Raw genomic sequence first — 24,716 nt, 5'->3', positions numbered from 1 at the left:
ACACGCTCCGAATGATTTTGGCACCCCAACGGATTCGTTGCGTCAACATCTAAACGAATGTCGTCCAGCAATTTCTAACGATACATGACGCCATATCTTAGGCGTTCAAAAAAGAACCCCAGCGCACTTGCTGGAGTTCCGTGTAAAACAACTCAATTGGATCTCTCATCCATCATGATGACTGACGCAATTTAGCTGTGCCGACGCCGCAGATAAACGACACCAGTTCCGGCCATCAACAAGCCGAGCAAGCCAGCGAGCATCATCAATAATGACGTTGGCGTTTCAGACGTTTGCGGGAGTCCCGCTCCATGGCCTGCGCCAGCACCAGTGGTCCCCGTTCCTGCAGTCGTACCGTTCAAACCGGTTCCTGAGGCTAACGTCCCTGAACCATTTGAGGTAGTCACGCCTTGACTGGCAGATGGGTTACCAGCTCCCGGCAAACTTGGTGCTGGTACACCAGGCTGGCTAGGATTGGTTGGTAACGTTCCACTTGGTTGACTTGGTGTACTTGGTGTGGCGGTTCCAGGCACGCTTGGTTGACTCGGTGTGCTTGGGCCAGTGGTACCAGGCTGACTTGGTTGACCTGGTTCGGTCGTCCCGGGTTTACTTGGTTGACTTGGCTCAGTTGTTCCGGGTTTACTTGGTTGACCTGGTTGGCCCGGTTCAGTTGTTCCGGGTTTGCTTGGTTTGCCGGGTTCTTCGGGCTGTCCGGGTTCAGTTGTTCCAGGTTCACTTGGTTTTCCTGGTTCTTCTGGTTGCCCGGGTTCAGTCGTCCCTGGTTCGCTTGGTTTGCCGGGTTCTTCGGGCTGTCCGGGTTCAGTCGTCCCTGGTTCGCTTGGTTTGCCCGGTTCTTCGGGCTGTCCGGGTTCAGTCGTTCCTGGTTCGCTTGGTTTGCCGGGTTCTTCGGGCTGTCCGGGTTCAGTCGTTCCTGGTTCACTTGGTTTGCCTGGTTCTTCTGGTTGTCCGGGTTCAGTCGTTCCTGGTTCACTTGGTTTGCCTGGTTCTTCTGGTTGTCCGGGTTCAGTCGTCCCTGGTTCACTTGGCTTGCCGGGTTCTTCGGGTTGGCCTGGTTCACCCGGCTGACTTGGATTCGTGACTGGTTCATCAGTCGCGGAAACGGTCACCGCCGCGGTTTGACCGGCTTTGATCGTAAACGGCAATGGCGTTGCATTCAATTCATAGCCCGTTGGTGCAGCAGTTTCAACAAACTGGTAGTCGCCAGCTGTTAAACCGGTCACAGTCAATTGACCAGCCGCGTCGGTCTTCAAGTTGGATTGCAACACTTTACCATTAGCATCCCGTAGTTCGTAGACTGCGCCTGCTAAAACTTTCTTAGTCGTCGCATCAGTCTTCGTCAGCGTGACATCACCAGTCGCTGGTACGACCGGCATCTTCTGATCATCTTGACTCACTTCAATCGAAAGCAGCGTTTTCGGTGTTCCCAAGGTAAAGGTCAATGGCTTGGTGTTCAGCTCATAGCCTTCTGGGGCCTTAGTTTCAACGAATTGATAGTTTCCTGCTGCCAATTTTTCGACAATCAGCTGACCATTGGCATCCGTTGTTAAGCCGGATTGCAACACTTTGCCAGTGCTATCTTGGAGGTCATAAGTGGCACCAGCTAGCACGGCCTGTGTATCGGCATCATGCTTGGTTAACCGGACACTATAATCCTGCTGAGCGCTTCCGTTGCCACCAAACACAATATCGGCATCTGCCGTCACATCCAAACCATTCAAGGAAGCGGTATTATGCCAAACATTGCCAGCAGCGGGATCAACATTTTCTGGTTTCGTCCGATAATTCAGGACGAGCTTACTGGTTACATTCGTAAATGAAAATGTGATGATATTGCCATAAACCGCAACCGTTGGCGTCACTGTCCGACCAGGTACTTCCATCCCGTTCACGACATTGACCAAATACGCTTGAACGGTATCTGGTAAAAAGGTTTGGTTCGGTCCTAACGTATCCGTGATGACAATAGTCGGGTTATTCCCAGGTTGAACGGTGATATGCCAGAACAGCGTGGTCGGTGAACCTGCTTCATCCGACGTAAATATCGATCCACTCTTAGCAATGCTCCGTTCATCTCCCGAAATCGTTGAATTACCATTTGCGTTAATCGTTAACGTCCCGTGCCGATTCTGCAACCCACTGAGTCGATCATTGAACGTGATGGTCCCCGTGGGATCTCCAGCCTTATACGTGAACGTTCCAATAGTTACCCCATCGGGATCCACCACTGGAAAACTGACGTTGTTTTGAACCTTGACGTTAGCTGGAATACCTACCGTAACGGTATCACCGGCATTCAAAACTTCAGAATCTGGAATCTGCCAATTATAGGTCACTTGATATGACGTGGTCGTATTCAACAAACTGGACGGTGGCATCAACTGACCGTTCTTATCATATACTTGAGCACTATTGGCATCGAGACCGCTGACACTTATTTCCTTGGCATGCGCCGTAGACCCCAACACAAATAACGTCAAAATTGCCATCAACACACTTAACAAAAAACCTATTCGCTTTTTTCGCATATGCTCCTCCCCCATTCAAAAAAAGCCAAACAACCTAACTTTTCCAGCCTAACCATCGGATGATAGCGGCCGAACGCCGGTCAGTCTTTTGCGCTAATCGGTTCCATATGTACAATACTGCAACTCACTAGGTAGAGACGACTAATAACTTTCATTTGCCAACTAACTGAACAAACTGAATCCGCTTTTCTAACTTAATTAAACGCGCCATCTCTGCACGAAAACCAGAAGCTTGATAAATGCAAAAAGCACCACGTCGCCGGTCAGTCGTAACCGGGTCGCAGTGCTTGAGATGTCTTGAATTCAGGATGCAGTTGACTTGTCAGTTAATTGGCAGGCGTCAATACTTTCACCATATTTTGATGACGCAAGCCGGCTTCCATAAATGGCGCGCCCGTTGGTTGATAGCCCAACTCAGCATAAAAACTCTGGGCCGTGACTTGTGCCCCTAACACCAGCTGTTGGTAGCCCTTCGCAGCCTCATCGACCGCAATTTGGTTTAAGAGCTGGCGTGCATACCCGTGGCCGCGTGCGGCCTTTAACGTGGCGACACGCTGAATATGGCCCGTCGTAGGATCGTTGGGCGTCACCCGTGCGGTGGCCACTGGCTTGCCCGTGTCATCATAACCAACATAGTGCCAAGTTGCTGGCGTAACCGTATCGATTTCCATGGCCTCATCAATGTGTTGTTCTTGAACGAAGACCGCCCGTCGAATTGCGATGGCATCCGCATAAACGTCTGAGTCAATCTGATTACTCGTCTTGATTTTCATCTTATCGCCACTTTCCTTCTCAAATACTTTTGAGAATACGCGTTTATGGTATCGTCGTCAAATGTCGGTTCGAGCACAACACTAGTTTCGTTTGAAAACTCGTATTCTTAGCTTGTTTAATGTGCACCCTAGATTGTACAAGCCGGCTGAAATTAACGCATTCTTAAAATTGTTAGCGATTACGGAACTAGATGTTATGTTAAAATGATTTGATGACTGTTTATCGCGTCATATCCAAATTTGTTAAAAATGAGGTCTTTATCGATGTTTACCAAATTTCGCCAATACGTTAATACGCGAATTGGATTCTTTTGGCTACTAGTCTTTCTATTCTGGGCCAAAACGATTTATGCGTACTTAACTGAATTTGCGCTCGGCGTTGCGGATCCCTTGCAAGCGTTCTTAATGCTTGTCAATCCGATTGCAACGACGGTCTTCTTGTTTAGTCTGGCGTTCTACATTCGTAAAACCGGTGTATATTACTATATTTTGCTATTCATTGATGCATTGGACACCATTTTACTATATGCCAATGTCATCTATCACCGCGAGTTCACAGATTTCATGACTGTGAGCACGATCACCGGCGTCTCCAAGGTCAGTCAAGGGCTGACCGGCTCCTCATTAGCCTTAGCTAACTGGGGCGACGTGCTTTACTGGGCAGACATTGTCATCATCTTAGGTTTGGTGATTCTTCATCGCATTAAACAAGATCAGCGTCCGATTAAGAAGCACACCGCGTTTGCCTATACGTCTGCCGCGATCGCGGGCTTTGGGCTCAACTTAACACTCGCTGAATCCAACCGTCCCCAGTTATTGACCAGAACTTTTGACCGCACCTACATCGTCAAATACCTGGGACTCGACGCTTTCACGGTCTACGACGGCATCAAGGATGAACAAACGAACCATCAACGGGCCAGCGCGAAGAAATCCGAGCTGGACACCGTTAAGGATTATACGGAATCGCATTACGCCGCCCCAAATGCCAAAATGTACGGGATCGCTAAGGGTCGTAATGTGATCGTGATTCATCTGGAAAGTTTCCAACAATTTTTAATTGGTCAAAAAATCAATGGTAAGGAAGTCACGCCATTCCTCAATAAGCTGTATCACAGTCAATCAACTTACAGCTTTAAGAACTTCTTCCATGAAGTCGGTCAAGGGAAGACTTCCGATGCCGAAAACATGCTCGAAACGAGTACCTATGGCCTTTCAACGGGTTCATTGTTCTCACAATTAGGTTCAGACAACACGTTTCAGGCAGCGCCCGCGATTTTAAATCAACGGGCCAACTACTCTTCCGCGGTCTTCCACGGAAACGTCGCTAGCTTCTGGAATCGAAATAACACCTACAAGAACATGGGCTATCAGTACTTCTTTGATGCCAGTTATTTCGATACGACCGGTGATAAATCAACTGGTTATGGGCTGAAAGACAAGTTGCTATTTAAGGATTCCGTCAAATACCTTGAACGACTCCAGCAACCGTTCTATGTCAAATATATCACCGTCACGAACCACTTCCCGTTCTCACTAGATAGTGAAGATACGACCTTCAAGACGACGGATACGAGTGACTCGGCCATCAATGGTTATTTCCAGACGGCGCATTATCTGGACCAATCAGTGAAGGAATTCTACACCTACCTCAAAAAGGCTGGTTTACTCAAGAATTCCATGATTGTTTTGTATGGTGACCACTACGGCCTATCTAACAGTGAAAATTCAACGTTGGCGCCAATTCTTGGTAAATCGGCGGATGACTGGACGTCCTTTGACAGTGCCCAACTCCAACGGGTACCGTTCATGATCAACATTCCAGGCATCAAGAGTGGTAAGGTCGAATCGACTTATGGTGGTGAAATCGATGTTCTGCCAACGATTCTGCACTTGCTCGGGATTTCCAGCAAACGCTACATTCAGTTTGGGACCGACCTCTTCTCCAAGCAGCATGACAGTACGGTCGTCTTCCGGAATCGCGACTTCGTGACACCGAAGTACACCGTTCTCAGTGGCAAAATTTACGACAACGCCACTGGTAAACAAGTCGAAGATGATGAAAGTGTTGAGAAGAAAGTCGACAAGGATCAGAAGAAAGTTGACAAAGAACTGAGTCTTTCCGATTCACTCAATAACAAGAACTTATTGCGCTTCTACACACCGAAGAACTTTAAGAAAGTCGATGCGTCGAAGTACAACTACGCTGACGGGCTTGAAAAAGAAATCGACATTCAAAACAAGTTGGCTGGCAAATCAACGAGTTTGTACTCGAAGAACGGCAACAAGTCAACGGTCGATCTGTACAAGACGGATGCCCCAGAAGCATCGCATAAGAAGACTGATTCAACTCGGATCAAGATTACCAATCCGGACGATACGGACAGTACGACGAGTTCTAGCAGTTCTAAATAAGTGATTTGTAACAACGATATCCTGGTTAAGGAGCTCTCAACTGAGACCCTTAACCAGGATTTTTTGTTCCCACCGCAAGCCGATTGCCTGTCGTGACCGGTTTCATGATAGAATAAAATAAATTATATCCACTGACTAGCTGGGACGACCTGGCAATGGTCAACTTATTTTGAGAAGCGTGATGGTCGTCATCACGTGAAGGGGGCAATGCGCATGGGCGCTTGGCGTTTCTGGTGGGATAGTACCCGCCGTTTTTATAAAAATTGGGGAAGTTACGTGGCACTGATTTTCAGTACCAATCTGGTCATTAGTTATCTAGCAGTGCCCTTCTTCAATTGGCTTCTGGAAATGCTGCTGAAATGGCAAGGAGTCAGTTATGTCTCCTACACCAATGTCTTAAGCATCATTATTCACACACCGATTGCGGCACTCGGCATGTTGGCCATTTTACTAGCCGTCATTATTTTGATCTACTGGCAATTCGCCTTTTTATTACTAGGGATCATTAACATCTTCCGTGGCCGCCCGCAAACGATTCGGCAGGTCTTACGGACAACGGTCACCAGTTTGACGCTGACTTCACCGAGCACCTTTCTCTTCTTTATCGGCTACTTCATCGTTATTCTGCCATTTGGGAGCTTTATTTTTACGACGCCCCTACTGAACAAGGCACGTATTCCAGCCTTTATCGTCAGTTACTTACTTGAGAATCCTTGGATGGCACTGGGACTGGCAGGGTTCTACTTGATTGCTGGGTATCTCGGAATCCGTTTGATCAGCCTATTACCACTCATGATCATCGACAGATTACCATGGAAGACTGCAGTTACACGCAGTTGGCAACAAACCAAGCACCGAACACTGCGGTACCTCTGGACGATGCTAGTAACCCTGTTTATGATTCTAGTCACGGTCACCCTAATTTATATGCTGATTTACCTCGCGCAATTAGGATTTGATAAGACTGGGATTGCGATGGCCGCTGCGACGGTCAACTTGTTCATTATGGAAGCCATCACAGAAGTCATTATTTGCTACACGACCGCCGTTTTCATGATGCTGATCATCGTTTGTTATCGCCAAGATTTCACCCTACTTCGCCAAGCACCGCAACACTTTAACGAAGCACCGCGCCTAAAACGGTGGACCCGAGCCAGCGTGGCGATTGGAATTCTACTGGCGACTAGTCTATTAGTCGCGGTCAACCTCGTTTATTTAAACGGATTAGTCATCACCAAACCCATCATCATTTCTCACCGTGGGGTCGATGATGGCAATGGCGTGCAGAACACGATTCCGGCGCTCATCAAGACTAGTAAGGAACATCCTGATTACGTTGAGATGGATATTCAAGTCACCAAGGATCACCAGTTTGTCGTCATGCATGATCCGACCCTGAAAGCACTAGCTGGTATCAACAAGAAACCGAGCCAATTGACCCTGAAACAGCTCGAAAAAATCACGGTGCGTGAAAATGGACATCAAGCCAAAATTCCAAGTTTCGATGCTTACCTGAAGGCCGCCCGACAACACCATCAGAAATTATTAGTCGAAATCAAGACCAGTTCCGCTTACACGTCTGCTGATACCAAACGGTTCATCAAACGATATGGGGCAACATTGCTGGCACATCACGACCAAGTGCACACGCTGAGCTACAAAGTTATGCGCGACTTGAAGCGACTCGACTCACAACAGTTTGTCAGTTACATCTTGCCGTATAACTTGACCTTCCCGCATACGGACGCCAACGGATACACCATGGAAGTCACCACGCTCAACGACCAGTTCGTCGATAAAGCCGACCGCAATCACAAGACGGTCTACGCCTGGGATATCGACGATACTGACCAAATGGACCGGATGATGTTCATGGGCGTAACGGGGATCATCACCGACAACCTGAAAGAAATGCAGCAGGAAGCCAAGAGTAATACCGACCATCCGAGCTACGCGAAACTACTCTTGACCTTCATGAATGAGTTGAGCTTGACTAGTAATGAATAAGTTCGGTCATCAGTTGGACATCACAACAGTACACAATTGCGCTCGTTATGATTTAGCATGAATGATGATTGAATCATGCCAATTGTTCGGCTTACTGTTCGTCTGCCGATGATCGTCTTAGTCCGACTTCCGGGGCGGCTGACAATTGCTGGAACGTAAGCCGACGTCGATTTGAACTCACGCAAAAAATCACTGCGCAATTTCAAATACGAGTCTTATTCTAAGCCGGAAGAAGACCACTTCCGACTAAGAATAATTCGGCTACTGAGCATTGTCCGGCAGTCCGGACAGTCGGGAACCCGCTCGAATGGCAGATGAACGGCCACCTATCTCGGTACAATTGACCACTGGATATTTGGTGACAGGTCCTTCAGGCCACCATATTAGTATTTGAGTTTATACTCAGCAATTTAATACTGATGTGGTCTGCACACTATCGACTGATTTCAATGGTAGCCATCTTTAAAATTAACCAACAGAATCATATTGTCTATGGAATTAAAGGCCTCACTATTTCAGTTGGCTAAAAGGTTCCGACAAGCTTCAGTGAAGCTGATGACTCGTAGCATTGAAGATGGTCATAAATTATCGCAACCAGTCTTACAGATGACTATTAAACTAGTTGCTTACTAAGACCCAACGACCAGTTCAATAAAAGTTGAGTCCGCACATGTCTGCCTTTCGAATACCATCCAGGCTGGAAGGCGTTTCTGACAATGCTAAGTGGTGAAATTTCACTTAGCAAGCGTTTTGTGCTTGGTTAGTGAAAGACCAGTATTTAAGACGTGGTTTGTCGGCTTAAATCTGTGTCCACCACGTTCCAGCGTTGTCAGAAATGCCTGTAAGCCGGTATAGGGCGTCGCCACAACAGCAGTTTTACCCAAATCCGCACTGTTTCCAGCGGGTCTCAGCTGGCAGCTTTTGAACTTAAGAACTATCACGTTTCAATCATCATTCATGCTAAATGAGCGTAGACGCCTACTTTCTGTCAAAAGCTGGCTGAACACTTTTGTCCAATTGCATCTTCATTAAAGCATATAAATAGCGGCAATCGGTAATCATTAAATTGATTATCGATTGCCGCTATTTCACTTCTCAAGCGTTGATTAATTACATTTTTTCAAACAACGTCGTACTGTGCAGTGGGCTGCGCCGTTCCGGGTATAACGTCATCATCAGTTGATTGACTGCGTTCGGTGCTTCACCGAAGCCACTTGCAATCAAGCCAAGTTTGCCCGGATAAGTGACCGTGTCACCAATCGCCGCAATGCCCGGAATATCCGTCTTCATTTCAGTGTCGACCGTAATCAGCCGGTGAGCCATCGTTGGCGTGACGTGCCAGTTGCGAATCACCTTGTTGTCCGCAATAAAGCCATAGTTGACGATCAAATCATCGACTGCTAACGTCTCTTCAGCCGTACCGCGAACTTCCTTCATCGTCAATTGCAATTGCCCGTTGTCGAGTTCCGCCAGCTGTTTGATGAGAAATGGCGTCTTGATTTGAACAGACGAGGCCTTCAATAGGTCGACGTTATGTTCCATTCCGCGAAAACGGTCGCGGCGATGCATGATGTAGACTTGCTTGGCAACTGGTTCCAACATCAATGCCATATCAATGGCCGAATCGCCACCCCCGGCAACTAAAACAGTCTGGTCCTTGAACTGGTCGACACTTGGAATGTGGTAGAATAATTGCTTATTTTCAAACGTCGCCGCGTTATCAACCGCCAATCGACGGGGTTCGAACGCCCCACTCCCAGTGGCAACAATAATTGCTTTGGTATGTGACTGTTCACCATTTGCGGTCGTCACCGTAAAGTCCCCCATGGCACCCGTCACATCCGTTACCGGGCAAGCCAACCGAACATCAATTGGAAATTGGTCCAGTTGTTTAGCCAATTGAGCGACCAACTCACGCCCCTTAATTGCCGGATAGCCGGCAACATCATGAATCATTTTTTCAGGATAGAGTGCCTGAACCTGTCCACCTAATTCGGGCAGACTTTCTAATAATTGGACGCGGGCGTTCCGCATGCCGGCATAAAAAGCCGCAAACATTCCAACGGGGCCGCCACCAATAATTGTTAAATCGTAATCTGAACTCATCGTTTCCCAGCTCTCTTGTATGTAGATTTGTTGCTTCTAATTCTAGTGGATTCTGGGAGGGTTTGCAAAACCAAATTTGTCGATTTGTCTTAAATTAGGCTCAGATTGCTAGTATGACGCGGAAAACGTTTTGGCGAGGTGCATGCCCCCAATCCATCTCCATATTGGCTTAGGTTGCGGTGTTGCACAAAGTTTTATTATACTCCCCCGCCCAACGCTACTGGTGCGTAGAAGCTTGCTAACAGATGCCGGTACAAGTTGCGTCATCTTCATTCACGCACTGATTCAACTTTATCCGCATAGTCAAAGCAGACAGACTATAATAGAAGCTGAAAGCAAGGTGGGAAACATGCGGCACAACAAAATCATTAAAATTATGGCGGTCATCAGCGCGACTCTAATCGTCTGCTTAGGAACTTATTGGCAACACCGACTCATGCCACTAAAAAAAGTCCAGGTCAATCAAACATCGATTCCAACGATTTTCGTGGGCGGCGATTATGCTCGGGCCTTTTCGACGGCGGGCTTTGTCCACCGTTTGACCGCGGCACACCTGATGACTAAAGGTCTGATCGTCCATGTCAGTCAATCTGGACACGTTAGCGTGCAGCAGTTTGCCCCACTGAAAGCTAATCCTACGATTCAAGTGATTTTCGCGGATAACCACCATGCGAAACGACAAGCCCGCCAGTTTGCGACCGTCATTGCGGTTTTGGCTAAACGCTATCACGTCACCCGCTACAATGCGGTCGGCCACTCGTCTGGCGGCAACATTATTTTTGACTACCTGACAGCGAACATTGACCACCCCGCCAAGATCAACAAGTTTGTCACGATTGGCTCGACTTATCCGGGAGTGACTCGCAAAACAATACAACAACTGCCGACCCGTTTTCCAGTCCTGAACATCGGCGGTCAAATCTGGCAGACAACTGGCGATGGCGGCGTCAAACTGGATGATGTTTTAAAATTCAGTCAGCAACTTCGCGCAGCCGGCTGGCACCCACAAACGACCATCATTCACGGCAGTCCACTAACCGCCGAACACTCGATGTTGCATATCAACCCGCAAGTTGACTTGCGCCTCATCCAGTTCCTATATGGCGTCATCAATTGATAACCTACCAAACAGTCCTAGTCTAGACCGGCTTGATTTACCGCTATCCACGGGCAATCAAGCCGGTTTAGTCATGATGGTTAGTAAACTCGACGAACAACACCTAAGCGTACTATTAAATTGTACAACAGTGGTAAACTATGGGTAATTTAATAGCAGGGGGTGTTTACCATGCGCAAAAGGTGGCAATGGTTGTTATTAGCTCTAACGGGACTCTTCTTATTGATGTTTAGTCCCCCATTGGTCAGTCAAGCGCGAGAAGTGATTGAAGCAACTGGTAATGATGTGAATAGTGCAGTCATCAAAGATAGCAAAGGCAATATCATCTCACATGATGCGCAATTGCCGGCAGACGCAGATTATACCGTCAATTATAAATGGCGCATTCCAGACAATGTTAAGATTACGGCCGGCGATACCATGACGTTCCAAGTTCCAGCCAACGTCACGATTCCAGCCGATGACTCGTTTCCAATGACCGGGACCATTGCGGGCTCTAGTGGTAATTTCTTCATCGCGGCCGGCTCCCATACCGGGGTCGTCACTTTCAATAAGATCTACCAATACGCAACGGTCAACCGCTCCGGATACGTTCAACTGGATGTTAAAGGGACTGTCCCAGAACATCCCGGAAACTTATCGCCAATTTTGTTAGATAAAACTGCAGCCTGGGAAGACCCAGCCGATCCATACCATATCATTTGGACCGTCCACGTCTTACCAAATGAGAACGAACTGGCCGATCCCAGCTTCGTTGACACCTTAGGACCTGACCAAACGTTTGTCGCGGGTAGCGCTGTGCTACACGATGCAACTGGTAATGCAATTCCAGTCACCGCAACGACAAACGGTAATCAGGTCACGTTTAACGCCAGTGGTAACTATGTGACTGAGCTGACGCTGACCTACAAGACCCAAATCGATCCGAAATCTGAAACCGCTGTCTTTACGAACGATATTGAATACACGGATAAAAATGGGAACCGTGGCTCAGCTGATTCGAGTATCGACAAGCCTAAGGTCGATGTGCCGGAGAATCCTGGGGTGACCGAGCCAAATAATCCAGACGAGAATGAATCGCCGGAAGAACCTGGTGTCACGGAACCTGAAAAACCTGGGACCTCTACTCCTGAAGAACCGGGCGTCACTGAACCTGAAAAGCCGGGCACTTCTACGCCGGAAGAACCTGGTGTCACGGAACCTGAAAAGCCTGGCACTTCTACGCCGGAAGAACCTGGTGTCACGGAACCTGAAAAGCCTGGGACTTCCACCCCAGAAGAGCCTGGTGTGACTGAACCTGAGAAACCGGGCACTTCAACTCCAGAAGAACCTGGTGTCACGGAACCTGAAAAGCCGGGCACTTCTACGCCGGAAGAACCTGGTGTCACGGAACCTGAGAAACCGGGCACTTCAACTCCAGAAGAACCTGGTGTCACGGAACCTGAAAAGCCGGGCACTTCTACGCCGGAAAAACCTGGCGTGACTGAACCGGAAAAGCCAGGTGTCACTCAGCCCGAAAAGCCTAGCGTCACCACGCCAGAACGGCCTAACGGGGAAACGCCGTCGAAGCCGAGCGTGACGACACCAAACGTTTCTAAGCCAAGTCAGCCAGGCGCTGGTGCAGCCAATACACCTGCCGTCTCTGGGCAACCAGCCGTCGACAATGGCGGTGCTGGCAGCAATTCCGCTACTGGACCAAGTGCCCTTGCTAGCGCACCGTTCTACCGTTCACCGCTAGCATCGTCCACGAATGTACCACTGACAACGACACAATCGGCCGGCACTTTACCAGCCACTGCCGCAGCGGCATTCGCTGGTTCCACCACGGCGCGGCACTTGCCACAGACTAATGAACGTTCCAGCTCGTGGTTAATCTTACTTGGGATGGTCATCCTGTTAGTCGTTCTTAGTTACGTTTTGCTTCGTCGTCAACCACATCATCGCTCCTAACTCATTTGTTTGAGTTCTAAAACGAGCCGTCCAAGCCCAATCTCAGTTAATGCTGAGATGGCTTGAACGGCCCGTTTTTGTGTTGTTTATTCATCGCGATAGGCGCTCAGTCGATTTAACGTGAGCGGCAAGGTACAACTCAATACGGCGTTGATGGCAAGCATTAATCCGTTTCGCGGTCTAGTTGCTCCAAGGCAGTCTTTAACTGCGCCTGAGCGGACTTATCCAATGACGGATAGGCTAATGGTAATTCAGCCAGTCGCTGATTAATGATTTCAGACACGCACAGCCGTGAATACCACTTGCTGTCTGACGGAATGACGTACCACGGGGTCTCCTTGGTCGCCGTCTGCGTAATCGCGTCATCATAAGCTTGCTGATAGTCATCCCAATACTGCCGTTCTTGAATATCGGCGGCGGAGAACTTCCAATTATGACTTGGAATCTCGATGCGGCGAATAAACCGCTGCTTTTGTTCCGCTTTCGACATGTGTAAGAAGAACTTCAAAACTAAGTAACCGTTATGTTGGAGATAATCTTCAAAATACCGTAAATCGCCGAAACGCCGTTCAAAAAACGCGTCGTCGACTTGCTTTTTATGGGCAATTTCACCGATATGTTCGTTGACGATAATCTCAGGATGAACACGGCTCACCAGCACGTCTTCATAATACGACCGGTTAAAAATTCCAATCATCCCGCGCTTGGGTACCCGCTCGTGAATCCGCCACAAGTAGTCATGCGCGATTTCTTTACTCGTTGGCTGCTTGAATGACGTGACTTCACAGCCCTGCGGATTAACCCCACTCATGATGTGGCGAATCATACTATCCTTGCCCGCAGCATCCATCGCTTGAAAAATAATCAGGACACCGAACCGGTCTTGGGCATACAATTTACCCTGCAGCTCGGTCAGTTGCTTGATATTTTTGGCAATCTGATTCTTAATCACCTTTTCGTCTTCAAACTCCGGGTCGACCGTCGTCGCTAATTTGGTCAATCCGAGCTTCTGCTTACCGGTATAGCGATAATGCTTTTCAAAATTCACGTCGCATCCGCCTCCCCGTTTAGCGGTAATCTACTAATGTCGACAATGGTTGATGGTCTGCCATTTTACCCGCAACGGCCGCCTTGCCAATTGACACCAGCAATAGCGGCTGATAGCGCTGGGCATCTAAGTTCAAAATCTTAGTGAACCCGGCGGCATCAAAACCAGTCATCGGATTGGTATCGTAGCCATGGTCCTTGGCGACCAGCATGAATTGCATCGCGATCAACCCGGTATCTAAGGCCCCAATCGTATCTGAATGTTGAGCTGGTGCGTCCCCTTGTCCCGGTTGAAACGCGGGCGTTTGATGCTGATTTTCGCGATCCAATACGAATAACACGACCGCACTAGATGTGGTCAATTGACTGGTATTCCCAGTGGCTGCACATAACTGTTCGCGGAGTTGCGCATCCGTGATGACCAGTGCGCGAATCGGCTGCTGATTCAAGGCAGTCGGTGCCAGAAATGCAGTCTGTAACATCTGATTCATTTCTTCGGGTTCAATTTTAGTTTGGCCGTCATATTTACGAACAGAATGACGGGCGTTAATTACTGTTTCTAATGGACTTTGAGTGGTCATTAGCTTCACCTTCCTTGACTTTCAGTATAAGTCAGTCAGGGAATTTGTGCCAGTAAGCGTTTTACCAAACGAATCCCGAACATTTTATGATCTAATCAATATTTAATTCGCCGCTAGCCGTTGTCAGCGTCCACTGAAACGTTTACAATTAAATCATAGCATTACAGCGCTTCAGACCTAACTAGGGAGGATGTTTTTCATGGCAAAACGCAAAATGATTTTAGACTTGGACACTGGGATTGACGACGCAATGGCAATTGCTTATGCGGTCGGTGCGCCCGACGTTGATTTGATTGGGATTATTAGTTCATACGGGAACTGCCTGGTCGACCAAGCCGCCACTAATAGTTTACAAATCTTGGAATTACTAGGTGCAACCGATGTGCCCGTCTTCTTAGGCGAACCTCACTCCAGTACGACCGAGCACTTTGATGTCATGCCGATTTCACAACAAATCCACGGGATGAACGGGATCGGTGACGTCGAACTACCCGCACCAAAACGTGCCGTTGAAAAACAATCTGGCGTTGATTTCTTGATTGACGCCGTTCACCAATATGGCGCTGATTTGACCCTTGTGCCAACTGGTCCACTGACCAACCTGGCCGAAGCACTCGAAAAAGCCCCAGACATCGCCAGCACAATTGGCAACGTGACCTTGATGGGTGGCGCACTCACGGTTCCTGGTAACGTCAGCCACTACGCTGAAGCCAACATCAACCAAGATGCCGAAGCCGCTAATGCCGTCTTCACTAGCAACATGCCGTTAACGATGGTCGGCCTAGACGTCACGTTACGGACGTTATTGACCAAGACTGAAACCCAACAATGGCGCGACTTGAAGACGACGGCCGGCGAAAAATTCGCGGACATCGTTGACTACTACATCGCCGCCTACGACATCACCAGTCCAGATTTGCACGGTTGCGCATTGCACGACCCACTAGCAGTCGGCGTTTCACTCGACCCAAGTTTCGTCACGACACTTGACTTGAATATGTACGTCCAAGCCAGCGGTGAAGACTACGGTCGGACGATTGGCGACCCTGCCCGTTTGAACGACCCAACGAATGTGACCGTCGCCTTAACTGTCGATAAAGATCGTTATTTGAAGACCTTCATGGACTACTTAACGACGCTGTTCAAACAACACTAGGCTTGCTGTAAAACTGGAATAATTCAATACAAATTTATTAATAAACGCGAACAGTGCCGGTAGACTGAAATTCAGTTTGCCGGCACTGTTTTTATCTGGATATTAACATCTTAATGATCACCAACGGTTTAAAATCAGCGATTGCTAAAAAACGCCAAATGATTAACTCACTTTGGCAACAGCTGCCAAAAGCCCAAAATCAGTGACACTTGTGAGTCGTTCAGCTATTTCTTTGGTGAATAGGGTGGCCGAACTAAGTTATCACCGGACTCACCTTGTTTGACGCGATTTCGTAACGTCCCCACCGGCACGTGAAACGCGCGCGATAATTCTAACAGCGTCCACGTCCGACCCTGATAATCAACCATAAACCGTTTGCGCTTCGGTTGAACACTTAACTCAGCGCCCCGTTTGCCGGCTTGATAACGTTGCCAGAGCGTCATATAGTCAATTCTCGTCTTTGCGGCCAGTTCTGACAGGGTCTGACCGTCTTCCAAAACGATTGGCCCGGAAGTGACCCGTTTGACCGTTTGGACTAATTCAGGGCCGCGAATCCCCCGTTTATAGCGATTGATCACCGTACTTGGTTTGACCTGGTATTCAGCGGAAGCCTCGCCTAACGTCATCTCGTGGCCATCAATCACGGTTTGAATATCTTGAGGACCATCACGTTTCATCTTACGTTTAAATTCATCGACTGGTAGCACAATGTCTGGATAGCGAACGCCCCGTTTATAGCGACTGAGGACCGTCTGCTGGTTTAAGCCGAACTTCTTGGCAACCTGAATAAAATTCATCTTTTGCCCATCAATATCAATCATTTGCAGGCCTTTCGTATAATGCACCGGCCGCACCAGTCGTTTCCCACGCTCGCCATTTTTGTAACGTGTCGTTAGTCTGATTTGATCGATTTCGTATTTATCCGCCAGATAGGATAGGCTTCGCAACTGCCCATCTACATCTTCTGTTTTGATTCCGCGATGATCTGCCATGCTTTGACTCCCTCGTTTACGATTTTGTTGGCGACTGAGAATACTCAACCGTCAAATAATAATTATTTTTCTAAGCGCTAATTCACCTACAAGATAATTATGTCGTAATTTTTAAAAATAAGCCATCGTTCGCCACGATTTTTGCTGAAAAATAAAGGCTTTCAGTAATCGTCGTGATCGTTAGTCGTCAGGATTCTACTGGTTGGTCGCGTTGCGCGTGTCACTCACCTTTTGAAATAAAAACGGCATCAGCTCCCTGCCAACACCGTCTTTCATTCGTTCACACGTTTGGAATATTGGTCAAAATCACACCAGGCGTTGAAAAGACTGCCCGAGCCATCTGAGCGGCAGAAGCACTCTTATCACCCAGCACATCAAAAAAAATGGGTCGGAAGCGATCAAACACTTCTGCTTCTTCAACTTCAACGGCTGGTGTTGTAGCGTTCAGGCCACATTCTTGTACCGCCCGCTTGCGTGCCAACCATTCATTGTTAGCCGCAATCAGGGCTTGTTGCTCACCCTGGGTAAAGAGATAGAATCGCATTAATGTCGTCCTTTCTGTATCAAGCCTACATTTGTCACGCGTATCATAAATCCAATGTTTTTATTTACTTAATTATATAGTTACACAACTATTTTTACAAACAAATGATCAGAAAAGATTCAATATTTATTTCACTTATTTTACGCCGGGGAATTAATATTTCATATGTTCACACGTCCGAAAGCTTTACATACGGCGGGCACCACCCCATCAACCACTGCATTCCCCTGTCATGATATTGCATCATCATGCCATCAAAGGCACAAAAAAGCTGCGACGATTCAGTCCGAATATACCCACTAAGCCGTCACAGCTTTCACCAGTTAGTTTTCCTAGCCATTATTCAATTGTTAGTCGTCTAAATAACTACAGTGCATCCCGACAAATCCGATATTGGTACCAAAGGGTTTCACCGCCACTAATAGCGGCTCGATCTGGTCATAGAACTTAGACGCCACTGGTGACAACCCCTTCTTGTTCAACGCTTCCATCCGAAAACTGACGACTATTTTATTCAAAACGGCGACTGGATAACGCTTGGCCTCCAAATCAGCCTTAGCCAGCAATCCAATTCTGCGCTCACGTTCAGTAATCGATTCGTCCAGTACAAAATCGTATATATTACTTAACAGTTCTTCCTCATCCAAAGTCACATGATGTCGTCCAAACATTGTGCTTCACCTAACTTCCTTTTTAAGTCTGTCCCCCGCACCAACATTGTTGGCAATGACAGTCAAGTAAATGATTCACTTGCATGCCATATTTTGACAGCGTCTTGATAACATGTCAATACGCATCAGAATTGACCTTGCGCGTTAGCGTCTTGAAGATAGTCAAACTAGCGAATCACCAGCAACGGGATGATGCTGCAAAATTGCACAGCATCAGTTTGAGCACTCCCTAAACCAATGTCCAGAGGAAATGCGAGATAGTTCATTATCCAACCATCATCCACGGGACAGCTGTTTTGACCGGCCACCCACTGTGCTTCATATTTCATCAGAACCGCTACCATGGCAGTCTACTAATCAATTTCACCAGCCAAATATGGTATAATTTAGGGCATTATCCTGGGTGTCAATGCTTGATTGCATCGTTCGCAATCGCAGCCACCTTTCAGAAAGTAGGAATCCTCGTGGCACAAAAATATTATGCTGTTCGCAAAGGCCGTCATCCTGGCATTTACCGGACCTGGGCTGAAACGCAAGCACAAGTCAACGGTTACTCACAAGCACAGTACAAGAGTTTTCCAACGGCCGCCGAAGCGGAAGCGTTTATGAGTGGTCAAACTAGCGCCAAATCAACACGTCAGTCTAGCCGTTCTAAATCATCAACACATCCAGCACCCGCACCCGTGGACGCCGCCATCACCGTTTATACCGATGGTGGCTCTCGGAATACCGGTAACGTTGCCGGCCAACACGTCCATCATGATGACAAGGCCGCGTGGGCGTACCGAATCGAATTGCCGGATCAACTCGTCACCGATTCAGCCGGTGAATGGGGCGCGACCAATAATCGTATGGAAATCATGGCCTTTTTGCGGGCACTCGAACAGCTCGAAAAATTAGAACAAACCAACACGACGATTTTATTCGTGCTCGATTCACAGTACGTCTTAAATGCGGTCACTAAGGGTTGGCTATCTGGTTGGAAACGCCGTGGCTGGAAACGAAGTAATGGCCCGCTAGTCAACGCCGAATTATGGCAAGCCGTTGACCGCCTACTCCCCAAGTTCACTGACCTTCACTACCGGTGGACCAAGGGCCATGCGACCAACCAAGGCAACGTCTTCGTCGACCATTTATTAAACCAAACGATGGACCAGATGCACGCCGGTCAACCCGCACAAGCTTCGACTGGCGCGAAAACGAGTGCCCGTCAAGCCAAGTCGGCATCCAAGTCGGCAACAACAAACACTCAAACTAAGCCGAGTGCAACTGCCAAGTCCGTTTCAGCACCTTCGACTCGGACTGACTCGACTGGGCCATTCAATTCTGACGAGCGCCCCGCAGACCCGGAACAAGTCGCCCGCTCCGTAGCAGCAATCAAAAAAATGCTGCAGGACCGGTAATCTTAGGCGCAACAATTCTAGTTTGACTGTACGGCAAACCTCTACTTTCCATTGCAGTCTAAAAACCGGCGACCTGAATTAGGTCGCCGGTTTTGTCATTATTTTGGTGAGATGTACCTGAGCGTTGTGCTCATCAAACATGACGAATACAACGCCATGCATGCTTTAAGGCAATCCGTTATTGCTTGCGACGTTCAGGCGATCCAACCGATTTTTTTCAAACCATTGGCGATGCCGTCATGGTCACAATCCGTGGTCGTGATGTCCGCTAAGGCCTTGATTTCAGGTTTAGCATTGCCCATCGCGACACCGATGCCCACGCTTTGAAGCATTTCACGGTCATTTTCATTATCGCCAAACGCCGCCACGTTGGCGTTGTCGACATTCAACGCCGCTGCCAGTTTGGCAATCCCCTGGGCCTTCGAACCGGCTTTAGGGATAATATCGACGCCCCGTTCATGGAAACGAACAAACGAAAATTCATCTGGATGTGGTAACAACCGGTTCTGGGCATCCGGATAAAACATCATCGCCTGATAGACGTCATGCGCTTGATAGTAATCCGGGGCGTAGTCGAGTTGCGGTGCCCGAAATGTCTCCAAAACATCCCGCGTTTGTTGTGACGGATGAGTGTGGATATGCAATCCATCCAATGACTCGACCACAATATCGATTTGTTGTTGGTCAGCAGCCGTAATCAGCTTGCCCAGGTTAGCTTTGGACAAGGTGTGCTGATGAACTTGTTTACCATCCGCGAAGGCGGCCGACCCGTTACAGAGCACATAGTCTCGTAGCGCCAACGCTTCAATCACGGGACGAGCCATCGCCAAATTACGACCAGTCGCAATCGCGACATGGATCTGTTGGTCCTTGAGTGCCTGAATACTGGCCACGGTACTCGGCAAAAGGGTCTTATTACTTGCTAATAGTGTATCATCAATATCAAAAACGGCTAATCTCGCTACCATATTAAGTGCCTCCAAATTATCGCTCAATAAACTCTGATTTTATTAATTCATGCGTCCGGGTCTTGCCCATCGCTAGTCGAAATGCAGACTGGCCCAACGATTCCAGATGGTGATCGATCGTCGAAAACTTCAGCAATCGACTCGTCAATAGGTTCTCCTGACCAATGATCGGCATTGGGGGCAACTGGTGATCAATAAAGTATTGATAAACGCCCGCTCCAATGTCGTCGCCATTCGCAAAGACCGCCGCCACTTGTGGTGACTGCGCCGCAAAATACTCGCCAGCCCGGTAGCCATCCTCATAGGTCGCCGCACCGATAAACAGGTGGGCGTCATCCAACGGCCCATAGACCTGCTGATACGCCCGTTTGGTTACCCGCGTGCTGGCACTGATGACGTTGTTGCGACTTAAAATAACGCCCATCGTCTCATAACCGCGCTGTTTGGCCCATTTTAAGGCCGTCACGTACGACGCCATCCGGTCAGTATACGCCGCCGCCAGTTCACGGTCGTCGCCAGGATCTTCACAACACACGATTTGACCGTATTTGCGATAATTTTCGAGCGTTTCTAACGAACTACTACGTGAGGTAAAAATTAACGCATCATAGGCTTTGCTTCGAAGTTCTTCCAAGTAGTGTCGTTCAATCGTCCGGTCATAGTTAGTGGGCAGTAGCGTAATCTTGTAACCGGCAGCAAACCCCGCCCCCACGATGCCGTCCACGATCCGGGCAAAGTACGGATGATTGGCGTACGGTAGGACCACGCCAATGGTTTTGGTCTGGCCCCGGCTCAAATCCCGTGCGACCCGGTTGGGCACGTAATCGAGTTCCTGCATAATCGCTTCGACTTTCGCCCGCTTATCGTCTGCCACGTACTTTTGGTGGTTGATCACCCGTGAGACAGTTGAAACGGAATAGCCTGACAATCGGGCAATATCATGAATATTCGTCATCACAGAACTTCCTCTCTAACTTGATGATACCACGATGTTTCATATAATTACCATAATTTATGAAACCGGTACCAGGTCAAGCCGTTTATTTTCAATTTTCTGATAATAATCGCAATTTTGGGGAATTACTCGTATGATATTAATGATTGGAGGAAATCATGACATGTCAATTTTAATCAGCTTACAACACCCGACCGACTTCACAAGTACTGAAAAACGCATCAGCGCCTACATCTTAGCTCATTTGAATCAGATGCCCACGTTGCGAATCAAAGACCTGGCCGCCAAAACGTACACCTCGCATTCAACGATCGTCCGTCTGACCCAGAAGCTGGGCTACCATGGCTTTCGCGATTTTCAGCAGGCGTTGACAGCTGAAATTGCCACACAGCAACACCAATCGACTACCGTGGATGCCAACTTTCCTTTTTCGGATAACGATTCTGTACAAACCATCAGCGCCAAGATGGCGACGTTGACCATCAACGCCATCCAAACCGCGCAGCAGCAACTAGATGCGGCACAGCTCGCCCAAGCCGCGAACTTGCTGATGCAAGCGAACCGAATTTTCATTTTTGCCCAGGGTGATTCCCAATTACGCGCACGGAGCTTTCAAAACAAACTCGTTAAAATCAACCGCTTTGCGATTATTGCCGACGAGTATGCAGATGAGGCTTGGAACGCCGCTAATTTGACGACAGAAGACTGTGCCTTCATCATCTCATATGCCGGCACAACCAGTGTGCACCAGCAATTTGCCGCGTACTTCGCCGACCATCAAATTCCATTACTCGTGCTGACAGGCAATCCGCAATCGCCGCTGTTGGCGCAAGCAACGACGCAATTGCTGACCGTGCAAAGCGAATATAATTTTGCTAAGATCGGCACCTTTGCCTCACAAGCGGCCTTCGAATACGTCCTCGATAGCCTCTTTGCCACGATGTACGCGCAAGATTTCCACGCCAACTTGCAAAACTTACAGGCCAAGCAACAACTGCTGCAAGCTGGCCCGCTGACGACCAAGGAGCGCTAATGCGGTGAGGTTGCTATTGGGAGGCGGTATCGATAATTAAAACCAACGCAACGGCGGCACCCCGCAGCAACAGAGGTCATGCCAACTGATGCGACATCCCCTGCTAGATTATCGAGTTGCCGGTCGCCATCGGGTCTAGTTGGTCCGCAATCCGCAATTAAGTCACTCCTAGTCTGGAAGCGTGCGAGGCCTGGCCGTCGTACCATTTGTCAGTCAACTTGGGCTTCATACTTGCTAAGTGCCGACACAAAAAGGTGCCCACCACGCCAAATCACTGACGCACATGAACACCTAATCATTGATGACTTGTTGATAATTAAACCTAGCCCAGTTTCAATCCCGCACTCGCCACCGCCTGGTCGACCACAGCCATGACGGTTTCTGAATGAGCCAATTGCTGCTTGACCGTTGCCATATCGTGCTCGGCAACGATCCGTTCAAACGCGACAAATTCAGCATGCATCCGGTGTGCCGCTTGATTGCCCGCATAATCAGTCGCCGTCCCGTCATGCGCAACTTTTGTAAAGCTTTCGACGGTATTGGTTGGACCGTTCAAAACGATTGACCCATCAGTCCCTTGAATCGTTGACCGCACTGGTGAGGTACAATCCTTGGCACCGATGCAGACGACTTTGACGTCTGGATAAGTCAGCACCAAGATGCCCGATGTATCGATATTTCGCTCAACGTTTGCCAGATATTGCACATGGGTCGGCGCGCCTAACAGACCAACAACAAAGTGGATGTTGTAGATATTCAAATCCATCAGCGCCCCGCCACCCAGTTTGGGATCAAAGGCTGGTAAGACGGTCCCCGCCTTAAATTGGTCATAGCGTGAAGAATATTGCGAATAGTTGCATTCAATAATCTTCAATTTTCCTAAATCCGGTAGGTCCCGCCGAATGGCTTGATAGTTCTCCAGATACTGGTTGGTGATGGCTTCGATCAGGACTAAGTCGCGGCTCAAAGCAAGGTCTTTTAACTCCGCCAACTGCTCAGCCACCAGGGTAAACGGCTTCTCGCAAATCACTTTTTTACCCGCCAATAAGGCTTGTTTGGCATACTGATAATGTAGCGAATTCGGCAGCGCCACGTACACCGTGTCAATCGCCGCATCCGCCAATAACGTCGCATAATCCGTATAAACAGTCGCAATCTGGTACTGTTGCTGCAAGTCGTGCGCCCGTTCAACGCTCCGCGGCGTCGACAATAAGCCCGCGAGTTCAATTGACGGAATCGTCTTGACCATTGGCAAAAATTCTTGAACAATTTTTCCAGTTCCTAAAATTCCTAATCGCATGTGTCTTCCTCCTCGTCTAATGATAATTACCGGCGGCACTGTTGAATGCCTTGTTCCAATAGTTTGATTTGCAACAGAGTCTCCTCGTCCTTCACAAGCTTCGGGGCCCCGTTAACGAGCGTCTCATACACACCATCATAAACGCGGCTGTAATCACCGACCTCTGAGACGACCTTCTCTTCATGATAGCGACCGGCGTCGTCAACGTACGTCAGCGTCCCGTAGTTTTCCGGTTGGTCAATACCGAAGTCTGCATGGTCTGGCATGTAGAAGTGTTTTAAATCATATTCCTGCCGATCCTTATCCGCCTTCACGAACATCCCCTGCTTACCATACAACACGAAACTTGGCCGTGGTTTGATACGGAAGTAGCTGGACTTCACGGAAACTTTCAGCGCGCCATAATACATATCGATATCAAAATAATCATTCATCCGGTTTGCGCCCAACAGCTGCCGAACATCAAAGTGCACGTCGTCTGGTTCCCCAAAATAGGCGATGACTTGATCCAAAGTATGACAAGCGTGGCCATATAAGTAACTCGTAGCTAACGAGAATTCTTTAACACTGGTCGGAACTTCCGGTCGAAAGTAGTCAAAATGCATCTCGACTTCCAGTAAATCTCCCAGTACGCCACTTTCAATCACTTTTTGGGCCGTGAGATAATCCGAGTCAAAACGGCGATTCTGATAGCACTGAATGAACAGCTGCTTCTCTTTGGCTAACGCGAACAATTCTTGAGCTTCCGCCGACGTTTCGGTAAACGGCTTTTCGACCAGTACGTTCTTCCCATGCAACAAGACATCCTTGGCTACAGCGTAATGGGTATGGCTAGGCGTTGAAACGACCACTAAATCAATCGCCGGGTCTTGATAAATATCATCCAGGTCAGTTGTGTAATGGACCCCCGCAATCGGTTGCCACGTTTGTCGTCCTGAGCGTGAATAAATCGTCTTAACGTTAATTTTATCCTTTAGTTTCAAGGCAAACGGTAGGTGGTAGCGATTCGCACTCTTCCCATTTCCAATATAAGCAATCGTTAGCATGTTGACTTCCTCCAAATTGGTTGATAGCTTCATTATACCGACTTAATTGCCGGAACCAAGCTAAAGACTGACTTTCGGTCAAAACGTTCAATAATTAAGCGTGGTC

Annotated in this window: 20 protein-coding genes; 7 read left to right on the top strand and 13 right to left on the bottom strand. The window is 48.3% G+C overall.

Features of this window, described 5'->3' with window-relative positions; translation table 11 throughout:
• Window positions 1-191 precede the first annotated feature (191 nt).
• Window positions 192-2,546 (bottom strand): collagen binding domain-containing protein, encoded by a 2,355-nt coding sequence (locus tag MZO40_RS07480; RefSeq protein WP_252133197.1) that lies wholly within the window; start codon window positions 2,544-2,546, stop codon window positions 192-194.
• Window positions 2,547-2,872: 326 nt separating this feature from the next.
• The gene (locus MZO40_RS07475) at window positions 2,873-3,319 is read right to left on the bottom strand and encodes a GNAT family N-acetyltransferase (RefSeq protein ID WP_105961479.1); all 447 of its coding nucleotides are present in this window, start codon (window positions 3,317-3,319) and stop codon (window positions 2,873-2,875) included.
• A gap of 264 nt (window positions 3,320-3,583) precedes the next feature.
• Between MZO40_RS07475 and MZO40_RS07470 the strand changes: the two genes are divergently transcribed.
• Both MZO40_RS07470 and MZO40_RS07465 read left to right on the top strand, forming a co-directional pair.
• Complete coding sequence (locus tag MZO40_RS07470) at window positions 3,584-5,734, top strand: LTA synthase family protein (protein ID WP_050339545.1); 2,151 nt, start codon at window positions 3,584-3,586, stop codon at window positions 5,732-5,734.
• 213 nt (window positions 5,735-5,947) lie between these two features.
• Window positions 5,948-7,741, top strand: a complete 1,794-nt coding sequence (locus MZO40_RS07465; protein WP_105961478.1) for a glycerophosphodiester phosphodiesterase — start codon at window positions 5,948-5,950, stop codon at window positions 7,739-7,741.
• A 1,110-nt stretch (window positions 7,742-8,851) separates the two neighbouring features.
• Here MZO40_RS07465 and MZO40_RS07460 read toward each other — a convergent pair.
• Window positions 8,852-9,847, bottom strand: a complete 996-nt coding sequence (locus MZO40_RS07460) for an NAD(P)/FAD-dependent oxidoreductase (RefSeq protein ID WP_050339548.1) — start codon at window positions 9,845-9,847, stop codon at window positions 8,852-8,854.
• A gap of 349 nt (window positions 9,848-10,196) precedes the next feature.
• On the opposite strand from MZO40_RS07460, the gene MZO40_RS07455 reads away from it, so the two are divergent.
• Both MZO40_RS07455 and MZO40_RS07450 read left to right on the top strand, forming a co-directional pair.
• On the top strand, window positions 10,197-10,964 hold the full coding sequence (locus MZO40_RS07455) for an alpha/beta hydrolase (protein WP_105961477.1): 768 nt from the start codon (window positions 10,197-10,199) through the stop codon (window positions 10,962-10,964).
• A 171-nt stretch (window positions 10,965-11,135) separates the two neighbouring features.
• On the top strand, window positions 11,136-12,914 hold the full coding sequence (locus tag MZO40_RS07450) for an LPXTG cell wall anchor domain-containing protein (RefSeq protein WP_105961476.1): 1,779 nt from the start codon (window positions 11,136-11,138) through the stop codon (window positions 12,912-12,914).
• 163 nt (window positions 12,915-13,077) lie between these two features.
• On the opposite strand, the gene MZO40_RS07445 is transcribed toward MZO40_RS07450, so the two are convergent.
• Complete coding sequence (locus MZO40_RS07445; protein WP_050339551.1) at window positions 13,078-13,962, bottom strand: polyphosphate kinase 2 family protein; 885 nt, start codon at window positions 13,960-13,962, stop codon at window positions 13,078-13,080.
• 19 nt (window positions 13,963-13,981) lie between these two features.
• A complete protein-coding gene (locus MZO40_RS07440; RefSeq protein ID WP_050339553.1) occupies window positions 13,982-14,542 on the bottom strand; it encodes a nitroreductase family protein in 561 nt (186 codons plus the stop codon).
• A gap of 199 nt (window positions 14,543-14,741) precedes the next feature.
• Between MZO40_RS07440 and MZO40_RS07435 the strand changes: the two genes are divergently transcribed.
• Window positions 14,742-15,698, top strand: a complete 957-nt coding sequence (locus tag MZO40_RS07435) for a nucleoside hydrolase (protein WP_105920774.1) — start codon at window positions 14,742-14,744, stop codon at window positions 15,696-15,698.
• A 224-nt stretch (window positions 15,699-15,922) separates the two neighbouring features.
• Here the strand turns inward: MZO40_RS07435 and MZO40_RS07430 are convergent, their stop codons facing one another.
• The 4 genes from MZO40_RS07430 to MZO40_RS07415 form a co-directional block, all read right to left on the bottom strand.
• Window positions 15,923-16,690 carry a hypothetical protein gene (locus tag MZO40_RS07430; RefSeq protein ID WP_105961475.1) on the bottom strand — a complete coding sequence of 256 codons (768 nt, stop codon included), beginning with the start codon at window positions 16,688-16,690 and terminating at the stop codon, window positions 15,923-15,925.
• A gap of 280 nt (window positions 16,691-16,970) precedes the next feature.
• The gene (locus tag MZO40_RS07425) at window positions 16,971-17,234 is read right to left on the bottom strand and encodes a hypothetical protein (protein ID WP_105961474.1); all 264 of its coding nucleotides are present in this window, start codon (window positions 17,232-17,234) and stop codon (window positions 16,971-16,973) included.
• Between the two features lie 350 nt (window positions 17,235-17,584).
• Window positions 17,585-17,905, bottom strand: a complete 321-nt coding sequence (locus tag MZO40_RS07420; protein ID WP_252133196.1) for a bacteriocin immunity protein — start codon at window positions 17,903-17,905, stop codon at window positions 17,585-17,587.
• Between the two features lie 167 nt (window positions 17,906-18,072).
• Window positions 18,073-18,234: a hypothetical protein gene (locus MZO40_RS07415; RefSeq protein ID WP_165861007.1), complete on the bottom strand. Its 162-nt coding sequence runs from the start codon at window positions 18,232-18,234 to the stop codon at window positions 18,073-18,075.
• A gap of 135 nt (window positions 18,235-18,369) precedes the next feature.
• Between MZO40_RS07415 and MZO40_RS07410 the strand changes: the two genes are divergently transcribed.
• The gene (locus tag MZO40_RS07410; RefSeq protein WP_105961492.1) at window positions 18,370-19,308 is read left to right on the top strand and encodes a ribonuclease H family protein; all 939 of its coding nucleotides are present in this window, start codon (window positions 18,370-18,372) and stop codon (window positions 19,306-19,308) included.
• Between the two features lie 194 nt (window positions 19,309-19,502).
• Here the strand turns inward: MZO40_RS07410 and MZO40_RS07405 are convergent, their stop codons facing one another.
• Together MZO40_RS07405 and MZO40_RS07400 are read right to left on the bottom strand one after the other, a co-directional pair.
• The gene (locus MZO40_RS07405; RefSeq protein ID WP_021337609.1) at window positions 19,503-20,276 is read right to left on the bottom strand and encodes a Cof-type HAD-IIB family hydrolase; all 774 of its coding nucleotides are present in this window, start codon (window positions 20,274-20,276) and stop codon (window positions 19,503-19,505) included.
• 16 nt (window positions 20,277-20,292) lie between these two features.
• The gene (locus MZO40_RS07400; protein WP_050339562.1) at window positions 20,293-21,231 is read right to left on the bottom strand and encodes a LacI family DNA-binding transcriptional regulator; all 939 of its coding nucleotides are present in this window, start codon (window positions 21,229-21,231) and stop codon (window positions 20,293-20,295) included.
• A gap of 163 nt (window positions 21,232-21,394) precedes the next feature.
• Here MZO40_RS07400 and MZO40_RS07395 point away from each other — a divergent pair, with 163 nt between their 5' ends.
• Entirely contained in the window at window positions 21,395-22,264 is an 870-nt protein-coding gene (locus tag MZO40_RS07395) for a MurR/RpiR family transcriptional regulator (protein ID WP_088770958.1), read from the top strand.
• A gap of 322 nt (window positions 22,265-22,586) precedes the next feature.
• Here MZO40_RS07395 and MZO40_RS07390 read toward each other — a convergent pair whose 3' ends face one another.
• Together MZO40_RS07390 and MZO40_RS07385 are read right to left on the bottom strand one after the other, a co-directional pair.
• Entirely contained in the window at window positions 22,587-23,564 is a 978-nt protein-coding gene (locus MZO40_RS07390; RefSeq protein ID WP_105961471.1) for a Gfo/Idh/MocA family protein, read from the bottom strand.
• A gap of 26 nt (window positions 23,565-23,590) precedes the next feature.
• On the bottom strand, window positions 23,591-24,610 hold the full coding sequence (locus MZO40_RS07385; protein WP_252133195.1) for a Gfo/Idh/MocA family oxidoreductase: 1,020 nt from the start codon (window positions 24,608-24,610) through the stop codon (window positions 23,591-23,593).
• Window positions 24,611-24,716: the final 106 nt, after the last annotated feature.

The sequence above is a fragment of the Lactiplantibacillus sp. B652 genome (assembly GCF_023806745.1).
Lineage (GTDB): Bacteria > Bacillota > Bacilli > Lactobacillales > Lactobacillaceae > Lactiplantibacillus > Lactiplantibacillus pentosus.
The sequence above is the reverse complement of the archived record's forward strand: the minus strand, read 5'-3'. Positions and strand labels throughout refer to the sequence as shown.

Excerpts from the sequence above, each read along its gene's own strand:
- MZO40_RS07480 (WP_252133197.1), bottom strand. The coding sequence starts at position 2,546 with ATGCGAAAAAAGCGAATAGGTTTTTTGTTAAGTGTGTTGATGGCAATT.
- MZO40_RS07475 (WP_105961479.1), bottom strand. The coding sequence starts at position 3,319 with ATGAAAATCAAGACGAGTAATCAGATTGACTCAGACGTTTATGCGGAT.
- MZO40_RS07470 (WP_050339545.1), top strand. The coding sequence starts at position 3,584 with ATGTTTACCAAATTTCGCCAATACGTTAATACGCGAATTGGATTCTTT.
- MZO40_RS07465 (WP_105961478.1), top strand. The coding sequence starts at position 5,948 with ATGGGCGCTTGGCGTTTCTGGTGGGATAGTACCCGCCGTTTTTATAAA.
- MZO40_RS07460 (WP_050339548.1), bottom strand. The coding sequence starts at position 9,847 with ATGAGTTCAGATTACGATTTAACAATTATTGGTGGCGGCCCCGTTGGA.
- MZO40_RS07455 (WP_105961477.1), top strand. The coding sequence starts at position 10,197 with ATGCGGCACAACAAAATCATTAAAATTATGGCGGTCATCAGCGCGACT.
- MZO40_RS07450 (WP_105961476.1), top strand. The coding sequence starts at position 11,136 with ATGCGCAAAAGGTGGCAATGGTTGTTATTAGCTCTAACGGGACTCTTC.
- MZO40_RS07440 (WP_050339553.1), bottom strand. The coding sequence starts at position 14,542 with ATGACCACTCAAAGTCCATTAGAAACAGTAATTAACGCCCGTCATTCT.
- MZO40_RS07435 (WP_105920774.1), top strand. The coding sequence starts at position 14,742 with ATGGCAAAACGCAAAATGATTTTAGACTTGGACACTGGGATTGACGAC.
- MZO40_RS07430 (WP_105961475.1), bottom strand. The coding sequence starts at position 16,690 with ATGGCAGATCATCGCGGAATCAAAACAGAAGATGTAGATGGGCAGTTG.
- MZO40_RS07425 (WP_105961474.1), bottom strand. The coding sequence starts at position 17,234 with ATGCGATTCTATCTCTTTACCCAGGGTGAGCAACAAGCCCTGATTGCG.
- MZO40_RS07420 (WP_252133196.1), bottom strand. The coding sequence starts at position 17,905 with ATGTTTGGACGACATCATGTGACTTTGGATGAGGAAGAACTGTTAAGT.
- MZO40_RS07415 (WP_165861007.1), bottom strand. The coding sequence starts at position 18,234 with ATGAAATATGAAGCACAGTGGGTGGCCGGTCAAAACAGCTGTCCCGTG.
- MZO40_RS07405 (WP_021337609.1), bottom strand. The coding sequence starts at position 20,276 with ATGGTAGCGAGATTAGCCGTTTTTGATATTGATGATACACTATTAGCA.
- MZO40_RS07400 (WP_050339562.1), bottom strand. The coding sequence starts at position 21,231 with ATGACGAATATTCATGATATTGCCCGATTGTCAGGCTATTCCGTTTCA.
- MZO40_RS07395 (WP_088770958.1), top strand. The coding sequence starts at position 21,395 with ATGTCAATTTTAATCAGCTTACAACACCCGACCGACTTCACAAGTACT.
- MZO40_RS07390 (WP_105961471.1), bottom strand. The coding sequence starts at position 23,564 with ATGCGATTAGGAATTTTAGGAACTGGAAAAATTGTTCAAGAATTTTTG.
- MZO40_RS07385 (WP_252133195.1), bottom strand. The coding sequence starts at position 24,610 with ATGCTAACGATTGCTTATATTGGAAATGGGAAGAGTGCGAATCGCTAC.